17 protein-coding genes are annotated in these 16,624 nt (G+C 66.1%); 13 read left to right on the forward strand and 4 right to left on the reverse strand.

Translation table 11 applies throughout. The features are described 5' to 3' along the window. Positions 1-18 precede the first annotated feature (18 nt). The 6 genes from hpaD (at position 19) to CXQ91_RS16995 (ending at position 8,031) form a co-directional block, all read left to right on the forward strand. Positions 19-1,107: a 3,4-dihydroxyphenylacetate 2,3-dioxygenase gene (gene hpaD, locus CXQ91_RS16970; RefSeq protein ID WP_104175066.1), complete on the forward strand. Its 1,089-nt coding sequence runs from the start codon at positions 19-21 to the stop codon at positions 1,105-1,107. A gap of 3 nt (positions 1,108-1,110) precedes the next feature. After that, entirely contained in the window at positions 1,111-1,896 is a 786-nt protein-coding gene (hpaH, locus tag CXQ91_RS16975; RefSeq protein ID WP_104175067.1) for a 2-oxo-hept-4-ene-1,7-dioate hydratase, read from the forward strand. Next, complete coding sequence (locus CXQ91_RS16980; RefSeq protein ID WP_181038927.1) at positions 1,881-2,705, forward strand: HpcH/HpaI aldolase/citrate lyase family protein; 825 nt, start codon at positions 1,881-1,883, stop codon at positions 2,703-2,705. Before hpaH ends, CXQ91_RS16980 begins: the two co-directional genes overlap by 16 nt. A gap of 22 nt (positions 2,706-2,727) precedes the next feature. Beyond that, positions 2,728-4,230, forward strand: coding sequence for an NAD-dependent succinate-semialdehyde dehydrogenase (locus CXQ91_RS16985; RefSeq protein ID WP_104175068.1), 1,503 nt, complete (start codon positions 2,728-2,730; stop codon positions 4,228-4,230). Positions 4,231-4,297: 67 nt separating this feature from the next. Further along, positions 4,298-5,695: an MFS transporter gene (locus CXQ91_RS16990; RefSeq protein WP_104175069.1), complete on the forward strand. Its 1,398-nt coding sequence runs from the start codon at positions 4,298-4,300 to the stop codon at positions 5,693-5,695. Between the two features lie 164 nt (positions 5,696-5,859). Then, a complete protein-coding gene (locus CXQ91_RS16995) occupies positions 5,860-8,031 on the forward strand; it encodes a transglycosylase domain-containing protein (protein ID WP_104175070.1) in 2,172 nt (723 codons plus the stop codon). A gap of 3 nt (positions 8,032-8,034) precedes the next feature. Here CXQ91_RS16995 and CXQ91_RS17000 read toward each other — a convergent pair whose 3' ends face one another. Next, positions 8,035-8,769 carry a FadR/GntR family transcriptional regulator gene (locus CXQ91_RS17000; RefSeq protein ID WP_104175071.1) on the reverse strand — a complete coding sequence of 245 codons (735 nt, stop codon included), beginning with the start codon at positions 8,767-8,769 and terminating at the stop codon, positions 8,035-8,037. Between the two features lie 191 nt (positions 8,770-8,960). On the opposite strand from CXQ91_RS17000, the gene CXQ91_RS17005 reads away from it, so the two are divergent. The 4 genes from CXQ91_RS17005 (at position 8,961) to CXQ91_RS17020 (ending at position 13,235) form a co-directional block, all read left to right on the forward strand. Beyond that, the gene (locus CXQ91_RS17005; RefSeq protein WP_104175072.1) at positions 8,961-9,506 is read left to right on the forward strand and encodes a gluconokinase; all 546 of its coding nucleotides are present in this window, start codon (positions 8,961-8,963) and stop codon (positions 9,504-9,506) included. A gap of 53 nt (positions 9,507-9,559) precedes the next feature. Beyond that, positions 9,560-10,963, forward strand: coding sequence for a GntP family permease (locus CXQ91_RS17010; protein WP_104175073.1), 1,404 nt, complete (start codon positions 9,560-9,562; stop codon positions 10,961-10,963). A gap of 382 nt (positions 10,964-11,345) precedes the next feature. Beyond that, positions 11,346-12,689 carry an ammonium transporter gene (locus CXQ91_RS17015; RefSeq protein ID WP_374953670.1) on the forward strand — a complete coding sequence of 448 codons (1,344 nt, stop codon included), beginning with the start codon at positions 11,346-11,348 and terminating at the stop codon, positions 12,687-12,689. 261 nt (positions 12,690-12,950) lie between these two features. After that, the gene (locus CXQ91_RS17020) at positions 12,951-13,235 is read left to right on the forward strand and encodes a DUF1540 domain-containing protein (RefSeq protein WP_104175075.1); all 285 of its coding nucleotides are present in this window, start codon (positions 12,951-12,953) and stop codon (positions 13,233-13,235) included. Between the two features lie 78 nt (positions 13,236-13,313). Here CXQ91_RS17020 and CXQ91_RS17025 read toward each other — a convergent pair whose 3' ends face one another. After that, the gene (locus tag CXQ91_RS17025; RefSeq protein ID WP_146072369.1) at positions 13,314-13,718 is read right to left on the reverse strand and encodes a hypothetical protein; all 405 of its coding nucleotides are present in this window, start codon (positions 13,716-13,718) and stop codon (positions 13,314-13,316) included. 137 nt (positions 13,719-13,855) lie between these two features. Here CXQ91_RS17025 and CXQ91_RS24785 point away from each other — a divergent pair, with 137 nt between their 5' ends. Together CXQ91_RS24785 and CXQ91_RS17030 are read left to right on the forward strand one after the other, a co-directional pair. Then, a complete protein-coding gene (locus CXQ91_RS24785) occupies positions 13,856-14,020 on the forward strand; it encodes a hypothetical protein (protein ID WP_181038928.1) in 165 nt (54 codons plus the stop codon). 6 nt (positions 14,021-14,026) lie between these two features. Continuing rightward, complete coding sequence (locus tag CXQ91_RS17030) at positions 14,027-14,341, forward strand: DUF6221 family protein (protein WP_055807707.1); 315 nt, start codon at positions 14,027-14,029, stop codon at positions 14,339-14,341. A gap of 12 nt (positions 14,342-14,353) precedes the next feature. Here the strand turns inward: CXQ91_RS17030 and CXQ91_RS17035 are convergent, their stop codons facing one another. After that, positions 14,354-15,118 (reverse strand): hypothetical protein, encoded by a 765-nt coding sequence (locus tag CXQ91_RS17035; protein ID WP_104175077.1) that lies wholly within the window; start codon positions 15,116-15,118, stop codon positions 14,354-14,356. Between the two features lie 155 nt (positions 15,119-15,273). Here CXQ91_RS17035 and CXQ91_RS17040 point away from each other — a divergent pair, with 155 nt between their 5' ends. Beyond that, positions 15,274-15,915 (forward strand): NADPH-dependent F420 reductase, encoded by a 642-nt coding sequence (locus CXQ91_RS17040; RefSeq protein ID WP_104175078.1) that lies wholly within the window; start codon positions 15,274-15,276, stop codon positions 15,913-15,915. Here the strand turns inward: CXQ91_RS17040 and CXQ91_RS17045 are convergent. Then, positions 15,908-16,549 (reverse strand): DUF1992 domain-containing protein, encoded by a 642-nt coding sequence (locus tag CXQ91_RS17045; RefSeq protein WP_104175079.1) that lies wholly within the window; start codon positions 16,547-16,549, stop codon positions 15,908-15,910. The two genes, CXQ91_RS17040 and CXQ91_RS17045, sit on opposite strands and share 8 nt — an antisense overlap. Positions 16,550-16,624 lie beyond the last annotated feature (75 nt).

Raw genomic sequence — 16,624 nt, forward strand, 5'->3', positions numbered from 1 at the left:
CAAAGAAGAGAGAATCCGATGACAAACTTCGTCCCCACCCCCTCCGTCCCGGCCCCGGATATCGTCCGCTGCGCGTACTTGGAACTCGTGGTCACGGACCTCGCCAAGTCCCGCGCGTTCTACGTGGACCTGCTGGGCCTGCACGTCACCGAAGAAGACGAGAACAACATCTACCTGCGCTCCTTCGAGGAGTTCATCCACCACAACCTGGTCCTGCGCAAGGGCCCGGTGGCCGCTGCCGCGGCCTTCGCCTACCGGGTGAAGTCCCCGGCCGAAGTTGACGCCGCAGAAGCCTATTACAAGGAACTGGGCTGCCGCACCGAACGCCGCAAGGACGGCTTCACCAAGGGCGTCGGCGACTCCGTCCGCGTTGAGGACCCGCTGGGCTTCCCCTACGAGTTCTTCTACGACGTGGAGCACGTGGAACGCCTCACCCAGCGCTACGACCTCTACTCCGCCGGCGAACTGGTCCGCCTGGACCACTTCAACCAGGTCACCCCGGACGTCCCCCGCGGCCGCAAGTACCTGGAGGACCTCGGCTTCCGCGTCTCCGAGGACATCAAGGACTCCGACGGCGTCACATACGCCGCGTGGATGCACCGCAAGCAGACGGTGCACGACACCGCCCTGACCGGCGGCAACGGCCCGCGCCTGCACCACATCGCGTTCTCGACCCACGAGAAGCACAACATCATCCAGATCTGCGACAAGATGGGCGCGCTGCGCATCTCGGACCGGATCGAACGGGGCCCCGGCCGGCACGGCGTGTCCAACGCCTTCTACCTCTACATCCTGGACCCGGACGGCCACCGCGTGGAGATCTACACCCAGGACTACTACACCGGCGACCCGGACAACCCCACCGTGACCTGGGACGTGCACGACAACCAGCGCCGCGACTGGTGGGGCAACCCCGTGGTCCCGTCCTGGTACACCGAGGCTTCCCTGGTCCTGGACCTCGACGGCAATCCGCAGCCCGTCATCGTCCGTGAGGAAAAGAGCGAAATGGCCGTCACCGTCGGCGCCGACGGCTTCTCCTACACCCGCAAGGAAGAGGACGGCCCCGCCGGAGAGAAGACGGGCTTCAAGCTCGGGGCCCAGGTTTAAACCATGATGGACGCGAAGACGATCGAAGCCATTGCCGACGAACTGCTCGAAGCCGGCCGGAACCGCAAGCCGGTGCCGCGCCTGACGGCCCGCTACCCCGACATGACGGTGGAGGATTCCTATGCCGTGCAGCAGTTGTGGCGGCGCCGGAACGAGGAAGCCGGACGCACGTTGGTGGGGCGCAAGATCGGCCTCACGTCCAAGGCCATGCAGGCCGCCACGGGCATCACGGAGCCGGACTACGGCGCCATCTTCGATGACATGGTCCTCGAAACCGGCTGTTCGGTGCAGTGGGACAAGTACACCCACCCACGGGTGGAGGTCGAGCTCGCGTTTGTCCTGAAGAATGCACTCAAGGGCCCGGGCTGCACCATCTTCGATGTCCTGAATGCCACTGACTACGTGGTTCCGGCCCTCGAGATCCTGGACTCCAGGATCGAAATGGAGGGCCGGACCATCGTGGACACCATCGCGGACAACGCCGCGATGGGTGCCATGGTGGTGGGCGGCCGCCCGGTGCGGCCCGACGCCGTCGACCTCCGCTGGGTCTCCGCAATCCTCTACAAGAACCAGACTGTGGAGGAAACCGGCGTCGCCGCCGGGGTCCTGGACCATCCGGCCAACGGCGTGCACTGGCTCGCCAACAAGATCGCGGCGCACGGGGACGGCATGAAGGCCGGGGACATCATCCTGGCCGGCTCCTTTACGCGCCCGCTGTGGGTGTACAAGGGCGACACCGTCCACGCCGACTACGGACCCCTGGGAGTTGTCACATGCCGCTTCGAGTAGAACCGGACGCCACGTTCCGGCACGCCCTGGCCACCGCCAACCGTCCCCTCATGGGGATGTGGGTGTGTTCCGGCAGCCCGCTGGTGGCCGAGCTGTGCGCCGGGGCGGGTCTGGACTGGCTCTTGGTGGATGCCGAGCACAGCCCCAACGGGCTTGAATCCGTCCTCGCCCAGCTGCAGGCCGTCCACGGCTACCCGGTCCAGGTGCTGGTCCGGCCGCCGGTCAACGACACCGTGCTGATCAAGCAGTACCTGGACCTCGGCGTGCAGAACCTCCTGGTGCCCATGGTGAACTCCGCCGCAGAGGCCGAAGCTGCGGTGGCGGCCACCCGCTACCCGCCGCACGGCGTCCGCGGCGTGGGCTCGGCCCTCGCCCGGGCCTCGCGCTGGAACCGCATCCCGGACTACCTCGCCCGCGCCGGCGAAACGGTCAGCCTCACCGTCCAGATCGAATCCGAAGCAGCCGTCGCCGCCGTGGAGAACATCCTCGCGGTCGACGGCGTGGACGCCATCTTCCTGGGGCCCTCCGACCTCGCCGCCTCCATGGGCGTGCTGGGACAGCAGGATCACCCCGAGGTGCGTGCCGCCGTCGAACACTGCCTCGCTGCCGCCACAGCGGCCGGCAAACCGGCCGGTGTGAACGCTTTCAACCCCGCCACCGCCCGCAGCTACCTGGCGGCCGGCGCCGCGTTTGTGCTGGTGGGCGCCGACGTGGCCATCCTGGCCCGCGGCTCCGAGGCACTCGCCGCCGAATACATCCCGCCGGCCGCAGCCGTTGAGCCTGCCGGCGAGACCCCCGCCAGCTACTGACCCACTTCCAAGGACTTCTTTGATGACACTTTCTGCGATCTCCCCTGCCATTTCCCCGGAGCGAGAGGCTTCACTCCTCGCCTCGGTCCCCACCGGCCTGCTGATCGGCGGCCAGTGGCGGGACGCGTCCGACGGCGGCACGTTCGACGTCCACGACCCCGCCACCGGGAAGGTACTCGCCACCCTGGCGTCCGCCACCAGTGAGGACGCCGTCGCGGCGCTCGACGCCGCAGACGCAGCCCAGGCTTCCTGGGCCCGGACGGCGCCGCGCGAACGCGCGGAAATCCTCCGCCGTGCCTTCGACCTGGTCACCGCACGGGCCGAGGACTTCGCGCTGCTGATGACCCTGGAAATGGGCAAGCCGCTGGCCGAAGCCCGCGGCGAAGTCACCTACGGGGCCGAATTCCTGCGCTGGTTCTCCGAAGAAGCAGTCCGCGACTACGGCCGCTACCTCACCACCCCCGAGGGCAAGAACAAGATCCTCGTCCAGAAAAAGCCGGTAGGCCCCTGTCTGCTGATCACGCCCTGGAACTTCCCGCTGGCCATGGCCACCCGCAAGGTCGCCCCCGCCGTCGCCGCCGGCTGCACCATGGTCCTCAAACCCGCCAAGCTCACACCCCTAACCGCGCAGCTGTTCGCCCAGACCATGCTCGAAGCCGGGCTGCCCGCCGGCGTCCTAAACGTGGTGGCCTCCGCCAGCGCCTCCGGGATCTCCGGCCCGCTGCTCGCCGACCCAAGGCTGCGCAAGGTCTCCTTCACCGGCTCCACCCCGGTGGGCAAACGCCTCATGGCCGACGCCGCGCAGAACGTCCTCCGCACGTCGATGGAACTCGGCGGCAACGCCCCGTTCATCGTGTTCGAGGACGCGGACCTGGACAAGGCCGTCGAAGGCGCCATGGCCGCCAAGATGCGGAACATGGGCGAAGCCTGCACCGCGGCCAACCGCTTCCTGGTCCAGGAATCCGTCGCCGCACCCTTCACCCGGAAGTTCGCCGCCGCCATGGGCGCCCTCACCACCGGCCGCGGGACGGAACCGGCCACCCAAGTCGGCCCGCTCATCGACGCCGGAGCCCGCGACGAGGTGCACGCTCTGGTGAGCGCCGCCGTCGACGCCGGCGCCACAGCCGTCACCGGCGGCGCACCGGTGGAGGGGGCCGGCTACTTCTACCCGCCCACCGTGCTGGCCAACGTCCCGAACGACGCCGAGATCCTGCGCCAGGAGATCTTCGGACCCGTCGCCCCGGTCACCACGTTCGCCACCGAGGACGACGCCATCCGGCTGGCCAACGCCAGCGAATACGGCCTGGCCTCCTACATCTACAGCCGCGACTTCAACCGGCTGCTCCGCGTGGCCGAACAGATCGAATTCGGCATGGTGGGTTTCAACGCCGGCGTCATCTCCAACGCCGCCGCCCCGTTCGGCGGCGTCAAGCAGTCCGGGCTCGGCCGTGAAGGCGGATCCGAAGGCATCGCCGAATACACCAGCACGCAGTACATCGGCCTCGCCGACCCCTACGCCTCCTGACTTTCAACACTCCATCAAGAACCACAACACGCGGGTCACAAAGTTGTGCCCTCAGGAAAGAGACACCATGAGCGCTCTGCCGCATCAACAGCCCAAGTCGGCACGGGACAACCGTCGAGTCGCGTTCGCCACCATTGTCGGGACCACTGTCGAGTGGTACGACTTCTTTATCTACGCCAATGCCGCCGGCCTGGTTTTCGCCAAGCTCTTCTTCGAACCCGCCGGCAATGACATCGCTCTGCTGATCTCCTTCGCATCGGTTGGCCTGAGCTTCCTGTTCCGGCCCTTGGGCGCGTTCCTCGCCGGGCATTTCGGTGACCGGCTGGGGCGCAGGGCCATGCTGGTCCTCACACTCATCCTGATGGGTGCCGCCACCACGTTGATCGGTGTCCTCCCGACTTACGAGACGGCCGGCCTCGCTGCTCCGATCCTTCTGCTACTCCTGCGCATCCTGCAGGGCATCTCGGCCGGGGGCGAATGGGGCGGCGCCGTACTGATGGCTGTCGAGCACGCGCCCCGGTCCAGGCGCGGCCTGTTCGGCTCGTTCCCGCAACTCGGAGTCCCCCTGGGTATGCTCCTTGCCTCCGGCGTCCTCAGCCTGATGTCCGGCGCGATCTCCCCCGGGGCGGCTTTTGTGGAGTGGGGCTGGCGTATCCCGTTCCTGCTGAGCTTCGTGCTGATCATCGTGGGCTTCATCGTCCGCCGAAGCGTAGAGGAGAGCCCCGTCTTCGCGGAAATCGCTACCCGGAAACAGCAGACCCGCGTTCCCATCGTGGAGCTGTTCAAGAAGCACTGGCTGCTGGTAATCCTTGCGGCCCTGGTCTTCGCCGGCAACAATGCCGCGGGCTACATGACCACGGGCGGCTACATCCTCAGCTACGCCACGGCTCCCAAGGGACTGGCCATGGACCGCACCGCGGTGCTCCTGGCCGTCACGGCCTCCGCCGCGCTGTGGTTCGTCTTTACGCTCATTTCCGGCTACCTCGCCGACAGCATTGGCCGTAAGAAAACGTACCTCATTGGGTATGCCTGCCTGATCGTCACGGTCTTCCCACTATTCTGGCTCATCAACACCGGCAACATCTGGGCCATGTTGCTCGGTTTGTCGCTGTTCAGTGTGGGACTCGGGCTGACCTACGGACCGCAGGCCGCCCTCTACAGCGAACTCTTCCCCGCGTCCATCCGGTTCTCCGGGGTTGCCATCTCCTACGCCTTGGGCGCGATCATCGGCGGTGCCTTTGCCCCGGCCATCGCTACCGCGCTGGTCCAGGCCACCGGGACCACCATGTCCGTGTCCGCCTACCTGCTGATTGTTGCCCTAATCTCAACGGGTGCCGTGCTGGTCATCCGCGAACGGAAGGGCATCGACCTGGGCATCGACAACCAGGCCGAGCAGGAGGTCGGCGCCACGATCTTCGACAAGCGGGTGCCCGCCGTCGCTGCGGACATCGCCGCCAAAGTCTGACGCAACCGCCCGTTTCCCGGGCCTCGGCGCCGAAGAGTGCGGGGGCCCAATAGCGTGAGGCATTCTGGTCCGCGTGCTCAGCTGGGGACCGCCGTCGGGCTCTGGCTGGCGGCTACCGTCGGGCGTATTCTTGACGCACTGGCACGCGTGATAGCTGGATACAAATGGCGCCGAAGAAGCGATTGGGTTCTCGTCTGGCCGCAGCCTTTGGAAGGCTGGTCGGATTTATTGCCGTGAGCGCGCTCTGCGGCATCCTGGCCGCCGGCCTGGTCGGTCCCAGCGTGGCGGCCGCCGGGGTGACAGTCAACAACTCGATTACGTTCTTCAACAGCCTGCCCGGCGAACTTACGGTCGATGTTCCTTCGCAATCCACCAAAATGGTGACCGCCGACGGTCAGCCCATCGCCACGTTCTACGCAGAGAACCGCGTGCGGGTCACCCTCGACCAGATGTCGCCGTATATCAAGGACGCCATCATCGCGATCGAGGACAGCCGCTTCTACGAGCACGCCGGCATTGACCCGCAGGGCATCCTCCGGGCGCTGACGTACAACTTCACCCAGGGCGACCGTCAGGGTGCGTCCACGCTGACCCAGCAGTACGTCACCAACGTCATCAATGAGTCGCATCTTTCTGCGGAACAAGGCGAGCAGATCATCCTCAGCGGGCAGAAGACCGTGGGCGACAAGCTGCGGGAGATGAAGCTCGCCATTGAGCTGGAAAAGAAGTTCACCAAGGACCAGATCCTAGAGGGTTACCTGAACATCGTGTTCTTCAACCGGGACGCCTACGGCATCGAGGCCGCCGCGCGGCACTTCTTCAGCACCTCCGCCAAGGACCTCACTCTGCCCCAGGGCGCGCTGCTGGCAGGCCTGGTGAACAGCCCCAGCTTCTACGACCCCGCCGCGAACCCGGAGAACTCGCTGCAACGCCGCAACCAGGTCCTGGGCAGCATGCTGGAACTGGGGAAAATCACCCAGGCCGAGCACGACGCCGCCGTGGCCACCGGCGTGGACCTGAAGATCACCCCGGGCAGGCAGGGCTGCGCCGCCGCTGTCATCGCACCCTACTTCTGCGACTATGTGTCCCACCTGATCCTCAACAACCCGGCATATGGCGTGGAACTCAAGGACCGGGAGAGGGTGCTGTACCGCGGCGGCCTGACCATCGTCACGACGCTGGACAGCAGGCTGCAGGCCGTCGCCCAGGCCCAGGTGGACGCCACCGCAGGCGCGAATCCGGACAAATGGGGCGCCGCCCTGGTTACTATCCAGCCCGGGTCCGGCAGGATCCTTGCCATGGCGCAGAACACCGTGTTCCTGCCGGCGGAAGGGAAATTCGACACCCAACTGAACTTCAACGTCGATTCCAGGGACGCCAACGGCAATGACCTCAACGGGGCCGGCGGGTTCCAGCCCGGATCCACCATGAAGCCGTTCACCTTCGCGGAATGGCTAAACGAGGGCAAACCCCTGAACGGCGTGGTCGATGCGTCCCGGCGGACTTATCCGCTCGACTTTCCGTGGCGGTCAAGCTGCGGGAAGGTGCTGGGCGCCTACAACTCGGCCCAAAAGAACGACGGGGCAGCGGATGATCTCCAGAACAACGACCCGGGCTACTACCGGCCCATGCCCATCAACTACGGCCTGTACAACTCCATCAACACGGCAACCTTCGCCACTGCCGCGCAGCTGGACTTCTGCGGGATCCAGAAGATGGTGGATGCGGTGGGGCTCCACAGCGGCCTGGACGGCGCCCAGGTGAACATGCACCAGCTCGGCAACCTGCTGGGCGCCATAGGTGTTGCTCCCCTGCACCTGGCGAACGCCTTTGCCACGTTCGCCAATGACGGCCGGTACTGCACCCCGATCGCGGTCGCGGACGTCAGTGACCCTACGGGGCGGCATTTGCCGGCCGAGGCCGCGCAGTGCCGCGCCGCCGTCAAGCCCGAGGTGGCCCGCGGCGTCAACGCGGTGCTGCAGGACGTACTGAAAATGGGGTCCGGTGTCTACATCAACCCCAAGGTCCAGAGCCGGGTGCCGGTGGCGGCCAAGACGGGAACCTCCAACAACAACGGCGCCACCTGGGTGGCTGGCTACACCACCGGGATGGCCACAGTGTCCTTCTTTGGCGACACCCTGGAGGGCCAGCAGCGCGCCGGCCAGAACGTCACCATCAACGGCACCTTCTACAAGAACATCGACGGCTACATGCTAGCCGGCCCCCAGTGGGCCAATTACATGCTGGCGGTGGCCGGGTTGTACCCGGCCGAGCCCTTCCCGCCGCCACCGCCGTCCATGAGCCCCCCGCAGCCGACGCCGGCCCCCACTCCTTAGCAGCTAGGGCAGCCCCATCGCAGTCCGGACCTCGTCAAGGATGTTGTGCATGGCGGCCTCCGCTGTGCCGGCATCGCCCCCGGCAACCGCCGCCGCCACGGCCTCGTGCGCCGCCAGCGCTTCAGGACGCGGCTTGAAGGGCATCAATCCTTGTTTAGTCCGGCTGGACAGGACTTCGGCCACCATGCCGTCCAGGGCCTTGAACATCTCGTTCCCGCTGCTGTGCAGGAGCAGGCTGTGGAAGGCGATGTCCGCTTTGAGGAATGCTTCCAGCTCGCCGGCTTCGCCAAGCCGCCTCAGTTCTGCAGCCAGCGCGGTGAGCTGACGGCGTTCGGCTGCGCCCGCACGGCGCGCAGCACCCGCCGCGGCAATGGGTTCGACGGCGATCCGGAGTTCCGTGAGGCTGCTGTACTGCTCGGCCCGGCGGCTGGACGCGAGCCGCCACCGCACCAGCTTGGGATCAAAGACGTTCCAGAGTTCGGGGTCCTGCACCACGATGCCCACCCGCCGGCGGGAGTACACCAGGTTCATCGATTCCAGGACGCGCATGGTGTCCCGGGCCAGGGTGCGGGACACGTTGTACTGCTGCTGCAGATCGTCCAAGGTCAGCCGCCGGCCGGGGGCCAGCTCTCCGGAAACGATGGCTTCGCCGAGGGCGTCCAGTACCCGCAGGTGCAGGGCCGGAACCGCCGCCTCACCATCGGTTGCGCCCGCGTGGTCCTCTGTCACCGTCGACATCTTTGTAGCCTCCCTCTGCGCCGTGGCGCCTGGCCTCCAGTTTAGGCCACAAAACGGCAAAGGTATGACCTGTGTTACAAAAAGATGCTACTAATGGCCTCAAATGGTGCTATCTTATTTTCCTATCCAGCGTCCGTTGCTGGCTTGAGCTTCATTCCGAAGCCAACGACGTCTTCTACGGAGGTAGAACAATGAAGTTTCCTGCCATGCACTTGGTTGTCATGGGTGTCGCCGGAGCCGGCAAGTCCACCATCGCCGGGGCCCTCTCCCGGGATCTGGGCTGGGACATGGCGGAGGCGGACCAGTTCCACCCCGAATCCAACATCGCCAAAATGAACGCCGGCACCCCGCTGCAGGATGAGGACCGCTGGCCATGGCTGCAGTCCATCCGCGACTGGATGACCGCCCAGGCCACGGAAGGCAAAAGCACCGTTCTGACCTGCTCCGCCCTCAAGCACAGCTACCGCCAGCTCCTCTCGGAGGCGGAAGGCACGGTGGTCTTCATCCACCTCGACGGCGATCCCGCCCTGCTCGGCGAGCGCATGCGCGGACGCGAGGGCCACTTCATGCCGGTGACGCTCCTGCCCAGCCAGCTGGCCACCCTTGAGCCGCTGACGCCGGAGGAGCTCGCCGCCGGAAGCCTGCGGCTGGACATCACCCGCACGCCTGAGGACCTGGTTCAGGCCATCAAGGCCGCCCTTCACATGCCGGCGGGCCACGCCCCCTGCACCTCCTGATCTCCCGTTTCCCCTAAGCTCCACAGCCCCAATATCTGTTTCAAAGGAGAACCATGACCATCGAAGGATGGACTCAAACCCTCGGCGCAGGCCCCCTGCTGCTGATCGCAGGCGCCGCTATTTTGGTGCTGCTGTTCCTCATCATCAAGCTGCGCATGCACGCGCTGCTCGCCCTGATCCTCATCAGCCTGGCAACCGCCTTCGCCACCGGCATCCCGGCGGACAAGGTGGTTCCGGTGCTGGTCAACGGATTCGGCAGCACGCTGGGCACCGTGGCGCTGCTGGTCGGCCTGGGCGCCATGCTCGGCCGCATCGTGGAGACCAGTGGCGGCGCCAAAGCGCTGGCCGACTACCTCATCAGCCTCTTCGGTGAGAAGCGCGCACCGTTCGCCCTGGGCCTCGCCTCGCTGATCTTCGGCTTCCCCATCTTCTTCGACGCCGGCCTGGTGGTCATGCTGCCCGTGGTCTTCGCAGTGGCCCACCGTCTCGGCGGCGGCGTGCTGCGCTACGGCCTGCCCGCTGCAGGCGCCTTCTCCGTGATGCACATCTTCCTGCCCCCGCACCCGGGCCCGGTCTCTGCGGCAACCTTCTTCGACGCCAACATCGGGCTGGTCCTGATCGCCGGCCTCATCACCGCCATCCCCACGTGGTACGTCACCGCCTACCTCTTCGGCCTATGGACCGGCAAGAAGCTGGTGCTCCCTGTTCCGGAACTGCTGGGCCACGCTGATCCCGCCGCGGAGGAGAACCCGCCGCGCTTCCGCACCGTCTTGGGCGTCCTGCTCCTTCCGCTGGTCCTCATCTTCCTCAACACCGGCCTCAGCACCATGGCTTCCGCCGGCGTCCTTCCGGCCTCGGCCAAGTCCGAGGCCTGGTTCCAGATCCTGCGCACCCTCGGTGAAACGCCGGTGGCCCTGCTGATCGCCGTGCTCGTGGCCATGTTCGTCCTGGGCAGGCTCCGCGGCTCCCACGGAGCCACGCTGGAGAAGCTGCTCGAATCCTCCCTCGGCCCGGTTTGCTCCGTCATCCTGATCACCGGCGCCGGCGGCATGTTCGGCGGCGTGTTGCGCACCTCCGGCATCGGCACCGCCCTGGCCGGCGTACTGGGCGACGTCGGCATTCCCCTGCTGCTTGCCGGCTTCCTGATCTCGGCCATCCTGCGCATCGCCCAGGGTTCCGCCACGGTGGCGCTTACCACCACCGCCGGGCTGATCGCTCCCGCCGTGGCCCTCGCGGGCATGAACGGCATGCAGGTGGCCGCCCTGGTCATCGCCGTGGCCGCCGGTTCCGTGGTGGTCTCCCACGTCAACGACTCCGGCTTCTGGCTGGTGGGCCGCTTCTTCGGCATGGACGTCAAGACCACGCTGAAGACCTGGACCGTAATGGAGACGCTCATCGGCGTCATGGGCTTCGCGATCGCGGCAGCCATCTTTGGAGTGGCCGGCCTGGCCGGTTAGCCGGCCGGTCCATCCATCCGGATCCACCCGGGCAAAGCAACAGAGAACGACGGCGGGACATCCCGCCGTCGTTCTCGCTTTTAAACGCCGGCGCATCCCCGGCCCGTTCAGTCGATCAGCCGCCCATCCGGGTGTGGTGAGCAGCCCGTCATCTTGCCGAAACGTGGACCACCGGCCTCCCCAGATCACTGCCGCCAAGAGGCATCGTTAACATGCCCGAAACAAGGCGGTCACATGATCTTCACGCAGTCTCCGTTCCTGTAACTTACCCGCAACTTAGCGCCCCATTGCCGGAAACACGGAGCGTGAAATATTGACCGGGGGCGTGGCCCGGAATCACTCGAGGTCCCGTACAGAAGACTTGATGAGAAGGGACACGCAGGTGGAAATCACTGCGGAAAACGTCTGGGTGCTGATGTCAACGGCGCTCGTGCTGTTCATGACGCCCGGCCTCGGCCTCTTTTACGGCGGCATGACCCGCGCCAAGGCGGCCCTCAACATGATCATGATGAGCTTCATCTCCGTCGGCATCGTCGGCGTCATCTGGGTCCTGTGGGGTTACTCCATGACCGGCGGCGAAGGCGTGCTGGGTATCTTCGGCAATCCGTTCGCCAGCTTCGGACTCAGCAACCTCATCGGGTCTCCGGACCTCATCAAGGCAGCCTACTCGGGAACTTTCGCCATGGTCACGGTGGCCCTCATCAGCGGCGCCATCGCGGATCGCGCCAAGTTCAGCTCCTGGGCGCTCTTCGTGCCCATCTGGGTCACCCTGGTGTACTGCCCGCTCGCCTACATGGTCTGGGGCGGCGGCCTGCTGGGCGCTGACGGAGCCATCACCGCCATGTTCGGGCACGTCATCGACTTCGCGGGCGGCACCGTGGTGGAGATCAGCTCCGGCGTGGCTGCACTGGTCCTGGCCGTCATTGTGGGCAAGCGCCAGGGCTTCGGCAAGGACCCCAACCACCGGCCGCACAACATCCCCTTCATCATGCTGGGCGCCGCCATCCTCTGGTTCGGCTGGTTCGGCTTCAACGGCGGCGCCGCCACCACGGCGGAGCAGGCCGGCCTGATCTGGATTAACACACTCGTGACCCCGGCCGCGGCGATGCTCAGCTGGCTGGTCACCGAGAAGATCCGCCACGGCCACCCCACCTCCCTCGGAGCAGCATCGGGCGTGGTTGCCGGCCTGGTGGCCATCACGCCCTCCTGCGCCAACATCAGCCCGGTGGCGGCCATCTGCCTGGGCCTCGTGGCGGGCGCCCTCTGCGCGATCTTCGTGGACCTGAAGTACCGCTTCGGCTTTGACGACTCCCTCGACGTTGTGGGCGTCCACCTCGGCGGCGGCCTCATCGGCACGCTGGCGCTTGGCTTCATTGCACTGCCGGTGGACGGCCAGGGCGGAGGCCTCTTCTATGGCGGAGGCTTCCAGCAGCTCGTGGCGCAGACAGTTGCCGTGCTGATAACCGTTCTGCTCTCCGGCCTGGTTACCGCTGTCCTGGGCCTGGCCATTCACAAAACCCTCGGTTTCCGGGTCAGTGAGGAAGCCGAGACCGCGGGCGTGGACCTCTCCGAACACGCCGAGACGGCCTACGCATTCGGTGAGCTGGCGCGCAGCCGGTTCAACCCGTTCCACCACCACGCCACCGCGCCGGAAGGCACGTACGAGGAAGCCGCGGCACGGCAGGACGCGGATGCAGTGCGGGAGAAGGAAGAAAGCTTCGCCTAGGGCTTCGCAGCGGGCGTAAGGCCCGGGATTGAGGGGCCGGCGGCGGTTTGGGAAGGCCCCCCGGACGTGCCGGGAGTCGTGCCGTCGGCCCTATTTACATTCTAGGAAGCGGGCCTCCGCCGGACCATAGGCCGTAATGCCCTAACCGCCGCGCCTGAATAATTAGGTCACACGATTGGGTCTTTTTGATCGGACCGAACGCGCCTACCGTGGTCACAGGGAGCCGCCCGACCGGGCAGCCGAGACACGGAGGACCTTCTCATGACAACGCACGTCGCAGACTGCAGCGTTTCCAACTGTTCCTTCAACGACCACTCGAATTGCAACGCCGCCGCCATCACGGTGGGCGGGACCCAGGACCATGCATCCTGCGCCACCTTTATCGACACCGGCACCCACGGCGGCCTGCCCAAGGTCCTGACCGACGTCGGAGCCTGCCAGCGCTCGGAATGCGTCCACAACGACCATCTGATGTGCAAGGCGACCGAAGTCCACGTGGGACCCGGCGCCGACAACGCGGACTGCCTCACCTACTCGCACGCGTAGCGGGCACCACTACCTGAACGCAAGGGAACGACGGCGGGACTTCCCGCCGTCGTTCCCTTGCGTTCAGGCCCGGGTCCGTCAGTCGTTGCGGGGTTTTTCCGGCTCCTGGGTTTCCGGCTCAGTCGCCTCAGCGTCGGGTGTCTCCAGCCAGTCCACCACGCTGCTGCCGCCGTGCGCCCGGTTGAGTGTCTCCTGCAGGGCGTCGGCCTCCTGGGCTGCCAGGTCCAGTTCGGACACCGCGGTCATGACTCCGCGGGCACTTTCATTGTGCGGTCGGGAGTAATGCGTCCCTGCCGCCGCTGCCCGGTGCCATTGGGCCAGTTCCCGGATTGTCTGGGCGATGGAGCCCTGCGTTTCCTGGAGGCTGCGGAGGATCTCGTGGCTGTCCGAGGGTGCGTCCAGGTTCCTGGCTGCGCGGGCGAGGTAGCGGGCCGCCTCCTGCATCTGTTGCGCCGCGCGCCGTGGTCCGTTCGTATCTGACACCGTAATGCTCCTTCGCCTGGGCCGTCATCCGATGGACCCTATTGTCCTCCTTGACAGCCCCGAGGCTTCGGGCGCTAGATGATCAGTAGAGGGCCGTCCACCAATTCACAGCAGGAACCACAGCAAAAGGAGCGGACATGAGCGAGAACCCCCAGGCGTCGGAGCGTGTCCACAGCGAGGCTCCGGCCGAGGGCGACGAGAACGCTGATCCGAGGGATATCAGGGTGCATTCACAGGACCCAGCCGAAGGCGCCGATATCACAGGCGCTGATATCCCGGACGTGGCGGCCGCCGGCGGCTGAACGGTTGTGGACATCGTCGAATTCCTGTCCGAGCGCATCAGGGAGGACGAGGCCGCGGCCCGCAAAATCCTGAGCGACCGCACGGTCTCCGAGTCAGGCAGGTGGTATGAACACCGCCTGTTGCTGGAGTGCGAGGCGAAGAAGAGGGTCATCCGCATTGTCGAATCGGCCCGGCAGACGGCGCTGGCCACCATGGTCAGCGACCCGTTCGAGGAGGAGTCCCGCTGGATTCCGGAGGCCATCGAATGGACCACGCGTTCACTGAAGGCGCTGGCATTGCCCTATGCCGACCATCCGGATTTCGAGGAGGACTGGCTGTAAGCCGCTGCCTGGCTAGCCCGCGGGCCGCAGTGACGTGATCATCCGCCTGATGTCGCGGTACTCGGCGGTCTCCGTGTAGATCTTGGCTTTCTCCAGATAGGGCAGGGAGGCGTCCCCCGGAGTTTCATTGTTGGTCGGATTGTAGAACGCCCCGAACATGGCGGCGGTCGGGGGCCAGGTGAAGAAGTGGAAGATGGCGCATGCCGAGTCCCCCGAGGGCGGCGGGCCTGACGTGATGCCGTAGGCCGCAGCCGGAGTATCTGCCGGCCCGGGATCCGTCGCGGTCCCACGCGTCTCAAACACAAACCGGGGCGTGGCACCTTTCAGGGTGAGCGCCGTCAGGTCCTGCGCGTCCAGGACGGCGTATGGGTACTGGTCCACGCAGGTGGATCCTGTTGCCATGTTGGTCCGGAGCGTGGCCAACGGTTTCCCCGCAAGGTTGGTGATCTCGGCAAAGGCGCCACCGCCCTCTGCCAGCTCGCCCGCCGGGTCCTCCACGCTCCACGCGGCCGGAAGGTCGAAGATCAGCTGTCGGTCCGCCGTCGTATAGGTGGTCCAGGCAGCCGAAGGCGTGGAAGCTCCGGTAGCCTCGGGGCCCTTCGTTTCGCCCGGGGCGCTAGATCCCGGCGGTGCGGTTGCCGTCACGGAGGCCGGCAGGTCGCTCGCATTCTGCGACGCTGGCCCTGGAGGCCCGGACTGCTGGCCGCAGCCGACCAGCACGCAGGCAAGAAGAAGGCCGGCAGGGAACATAAAACGGGAAAATACTCGCGAGCGCATGCCATCCTCCTAAGCCAAACGCTGGTCCTTTCATTGTGGCGCCGTACCTGATCTGCGGGACCGCTCCCGATGTGATCGGCACCGAACTGTGGCCGGTCATAACGATTTATTACACGCGGTGAAATATCCTCCGCCGGAGTGGCGTTGGCCCGGACATGACAACAATTGGAATCATCGGCGCAGGACACATTGGAAGCCAGATTGCCCGCAAGGCGGTGCAGCTCGGCTATGACGTGGTCATCAGCAACTCGCGGGGACCGGAAACACTGACTGGCCTCGTGGCGGAACTGGGACCCCGGGCCCGGGCCGCAACCCCGGCGGAAGCGGCCGCGGCCGGCGATTTCGCCGTCGTGACCGTGCCGCTCAGGAGCATCGGGGACCTTCCGGTGCCTCCGCTGGAGGGCAAGATCGTGATTGACACGAACAACTACTACTGGGAGCGGGACGGTCGGTTCCCGGAGCTCGACAGCGGCCAGGCCACTACGTCCGGTTTGCTGCAGAAGCACCTTCCCACGTCCAAGGTGGCCAAGGGCTTCAACCACATCATGGCAAGGGAGATCGGCACTGACGGTGCACCCGCAGGCACGGCAAACCGCCGCGCACTTGCCACGGCCAGCGACTATCCCGAAGCGGCTGAACTGGTGACCAGGTTCTACGACGAGTTCGGCTTCGACACGGTCAACATCGGCCCGCTGTCCGAAAGCTGGCGCGCGGAACGCGACCGCCCTGCGTACGTCGTGCGCCAGAATGCGGCCGAGCTCACGGAGAACCTCGCCCGGGCTCCCCGCATCATCTGACGCCTGGATCTGTCGTTTTAGGCCCGCATTCTCGCGTGCTGCCGTCCCGGATCCGCCGCCACCAGGAGCGCTTTGTTTCAGGCTCCGGTGGCGGCGTGGCTGCGGCGGCTGCCGCCCGGCGTTCATGCCATCGATCCACTTCGGCGTCTATGTCACGGGTCTTGGTAACAACGGGCGGACCGCCCTGTAGCTGGCGGCGGGCATCGATCACCCGCCTGTTGAAGTCCTGCAGGATGTCGCGGACCTGCTTCTCCGAGTACTGGGCGTCCAGCCTGCCATCCAGCTCGGCGTCCTCGGTGCGCAGGAGGATGGCTTTCGGTCCCATGCCCGTGATGTTCTCGCGCTGGATCAGTCCCTTGACCCACCAGTCCGGATCGTAGCCCTCGCCCAGCCCGGGGATGGGCTTGCCGGCGTATTTCAGGTTGTCGAACTTCCCCTGCGCCATGGCGTCCCGGATCAGGTATTCGGCCCTTCTGGCGTCATCCACCTTCCGGCGCTTTTCCCGTTCCTTTTCCTCGGCGGCGGTGAGCTCAGCTTCCTCCTGGGCGGTCATCCCGGTGGCGCGGACGGCGCGCAGTTCGACGGCACGTTCCACCCGGCGCCTGAACGCGCCACCCGCTCCTTCATTGGGCATGTTCCCACCGTCCCCGGGCCGATCCTGGATAACCTGCCTTCCAGTATTCAGAGGCCCCGAGCAAGTTTCAATAAC

Origin of the sequence: Arthrobacter sp. Y81, assembly GCF_002929335.1 — a bacterium.
Classification (GTDB): domain Bacteria; phylum Actinomycetota; class Actinomycetes; order Actinomycetales; family Micrococcaceae; genus Arthrobacter.

What these genes read in the sequence shown, in the direction of transcription:
- hpaD (WP_104175066.1), top strand. Translation starts at nt 19, where the DNA reads ATGACAAACTTCGTCCCCACCCCCTCCGTCCCGGCCCCGGATATCGTC.
- hpaH (WP_104175067.1), top strand. Translation starts at nt 1,111, where the DNA reads ATGATGGACGCGAAGACGATCGAAGCCATTGCCGACGAACTGCTCGAA.
- CXQ91_RS16980 (WP_181038927.1), top strand. Translation starts at nt 1,881, where the DNA reads ATGCCGCTTCGAGTAGAACCGGACGCCACGTTCCGGCACGCCCTGGCC.
- CXQ91_RS16985 (WP_104175068.1), top strand. Translation starts at nt 2,728, where the DNA reads ATGACACTTTCTGCGATCTCCCCTGCCATTTCCCCGGAGCGAGAGGCT.
- CXQ91_RS16990 (WP_104175069.1), top strand. Translation starts at nt 4,298, where the DNA reads ATGAGCGCTCTGCCGCATCAACAGCCCAAGTCGGCACGGGACAACCGT.
- CXQ91_RS16995 (WP_104175070.1), top strand. Translation starts at nt 5,860, where the DNA reads ATGGCGCCGAAGAAGCGATTGGGTTCTCGTCTGGCCGCAGCCTTTGGA.
- CXQ91_RS17000 (WP_104175071.1), bottom strand. Translation starts at nt 8,769, where the DNA reads ATGTCGACGGTGACAGAGGACCACGCGGGCGCAACCGATGGTGAGGCG.
- CXQ91_RS17005 (WP_104175072.1), top strand. Translation starts at nt 8,961, where the DNA reads ATGAAGTTTCCTGCCATGCACTTGGTTGTCATGGGTGTCGCCGGAGCC.
- CXQ91_RS17010 (WP_104175073.1), top strand. Translation starts at nt 9,560, where the DNA reads ATGACCATCGAAGGATGGACTCAAACCCTCGGCGCAGGCCCCCTGCTG.
- CXQ91_RS17020 (WP_104175075.1), top strand. Translation starts at nt 12,951, where the DNA reads ATGACAACGCACGTCGCAGACTGCAGCGTTTCCAACTGTTCCTTCAAC.
- CXQ91_RS24785 (WP_181038928.1), top strand. Translation starts at nt 13,856, where the DNA reads ATGAGCGAGAACCCCCAGGCGTCGGAGCGTGTCCACAGCGAGGCTCCG.
- CXQ91_RS17035 (WP_104175077.1), bottom strand. Translation starts at nt 15,118, where the DNA reads ATGCGCTCGCGAGTATTTTCCCGTTTTATGTTCCCTGCCGGCCTTCTT.
- CXQ91_RS17040 (WP_104175078.1), top strand. Translation starts at nt 15,274, where the DNA reads ATGACAACAATTGGAATCATCGGCGCAGGACACATTGGAAGCCAGATT.
- CXQ91_RS17045 (WP_104175079.1), bottom strand. Translation starts at nt 16,549, where the DNA reads ATGCCCAATGAAGGAGCGGGTGGCGCGTTCAGGCGCCGGGTGGAACGT.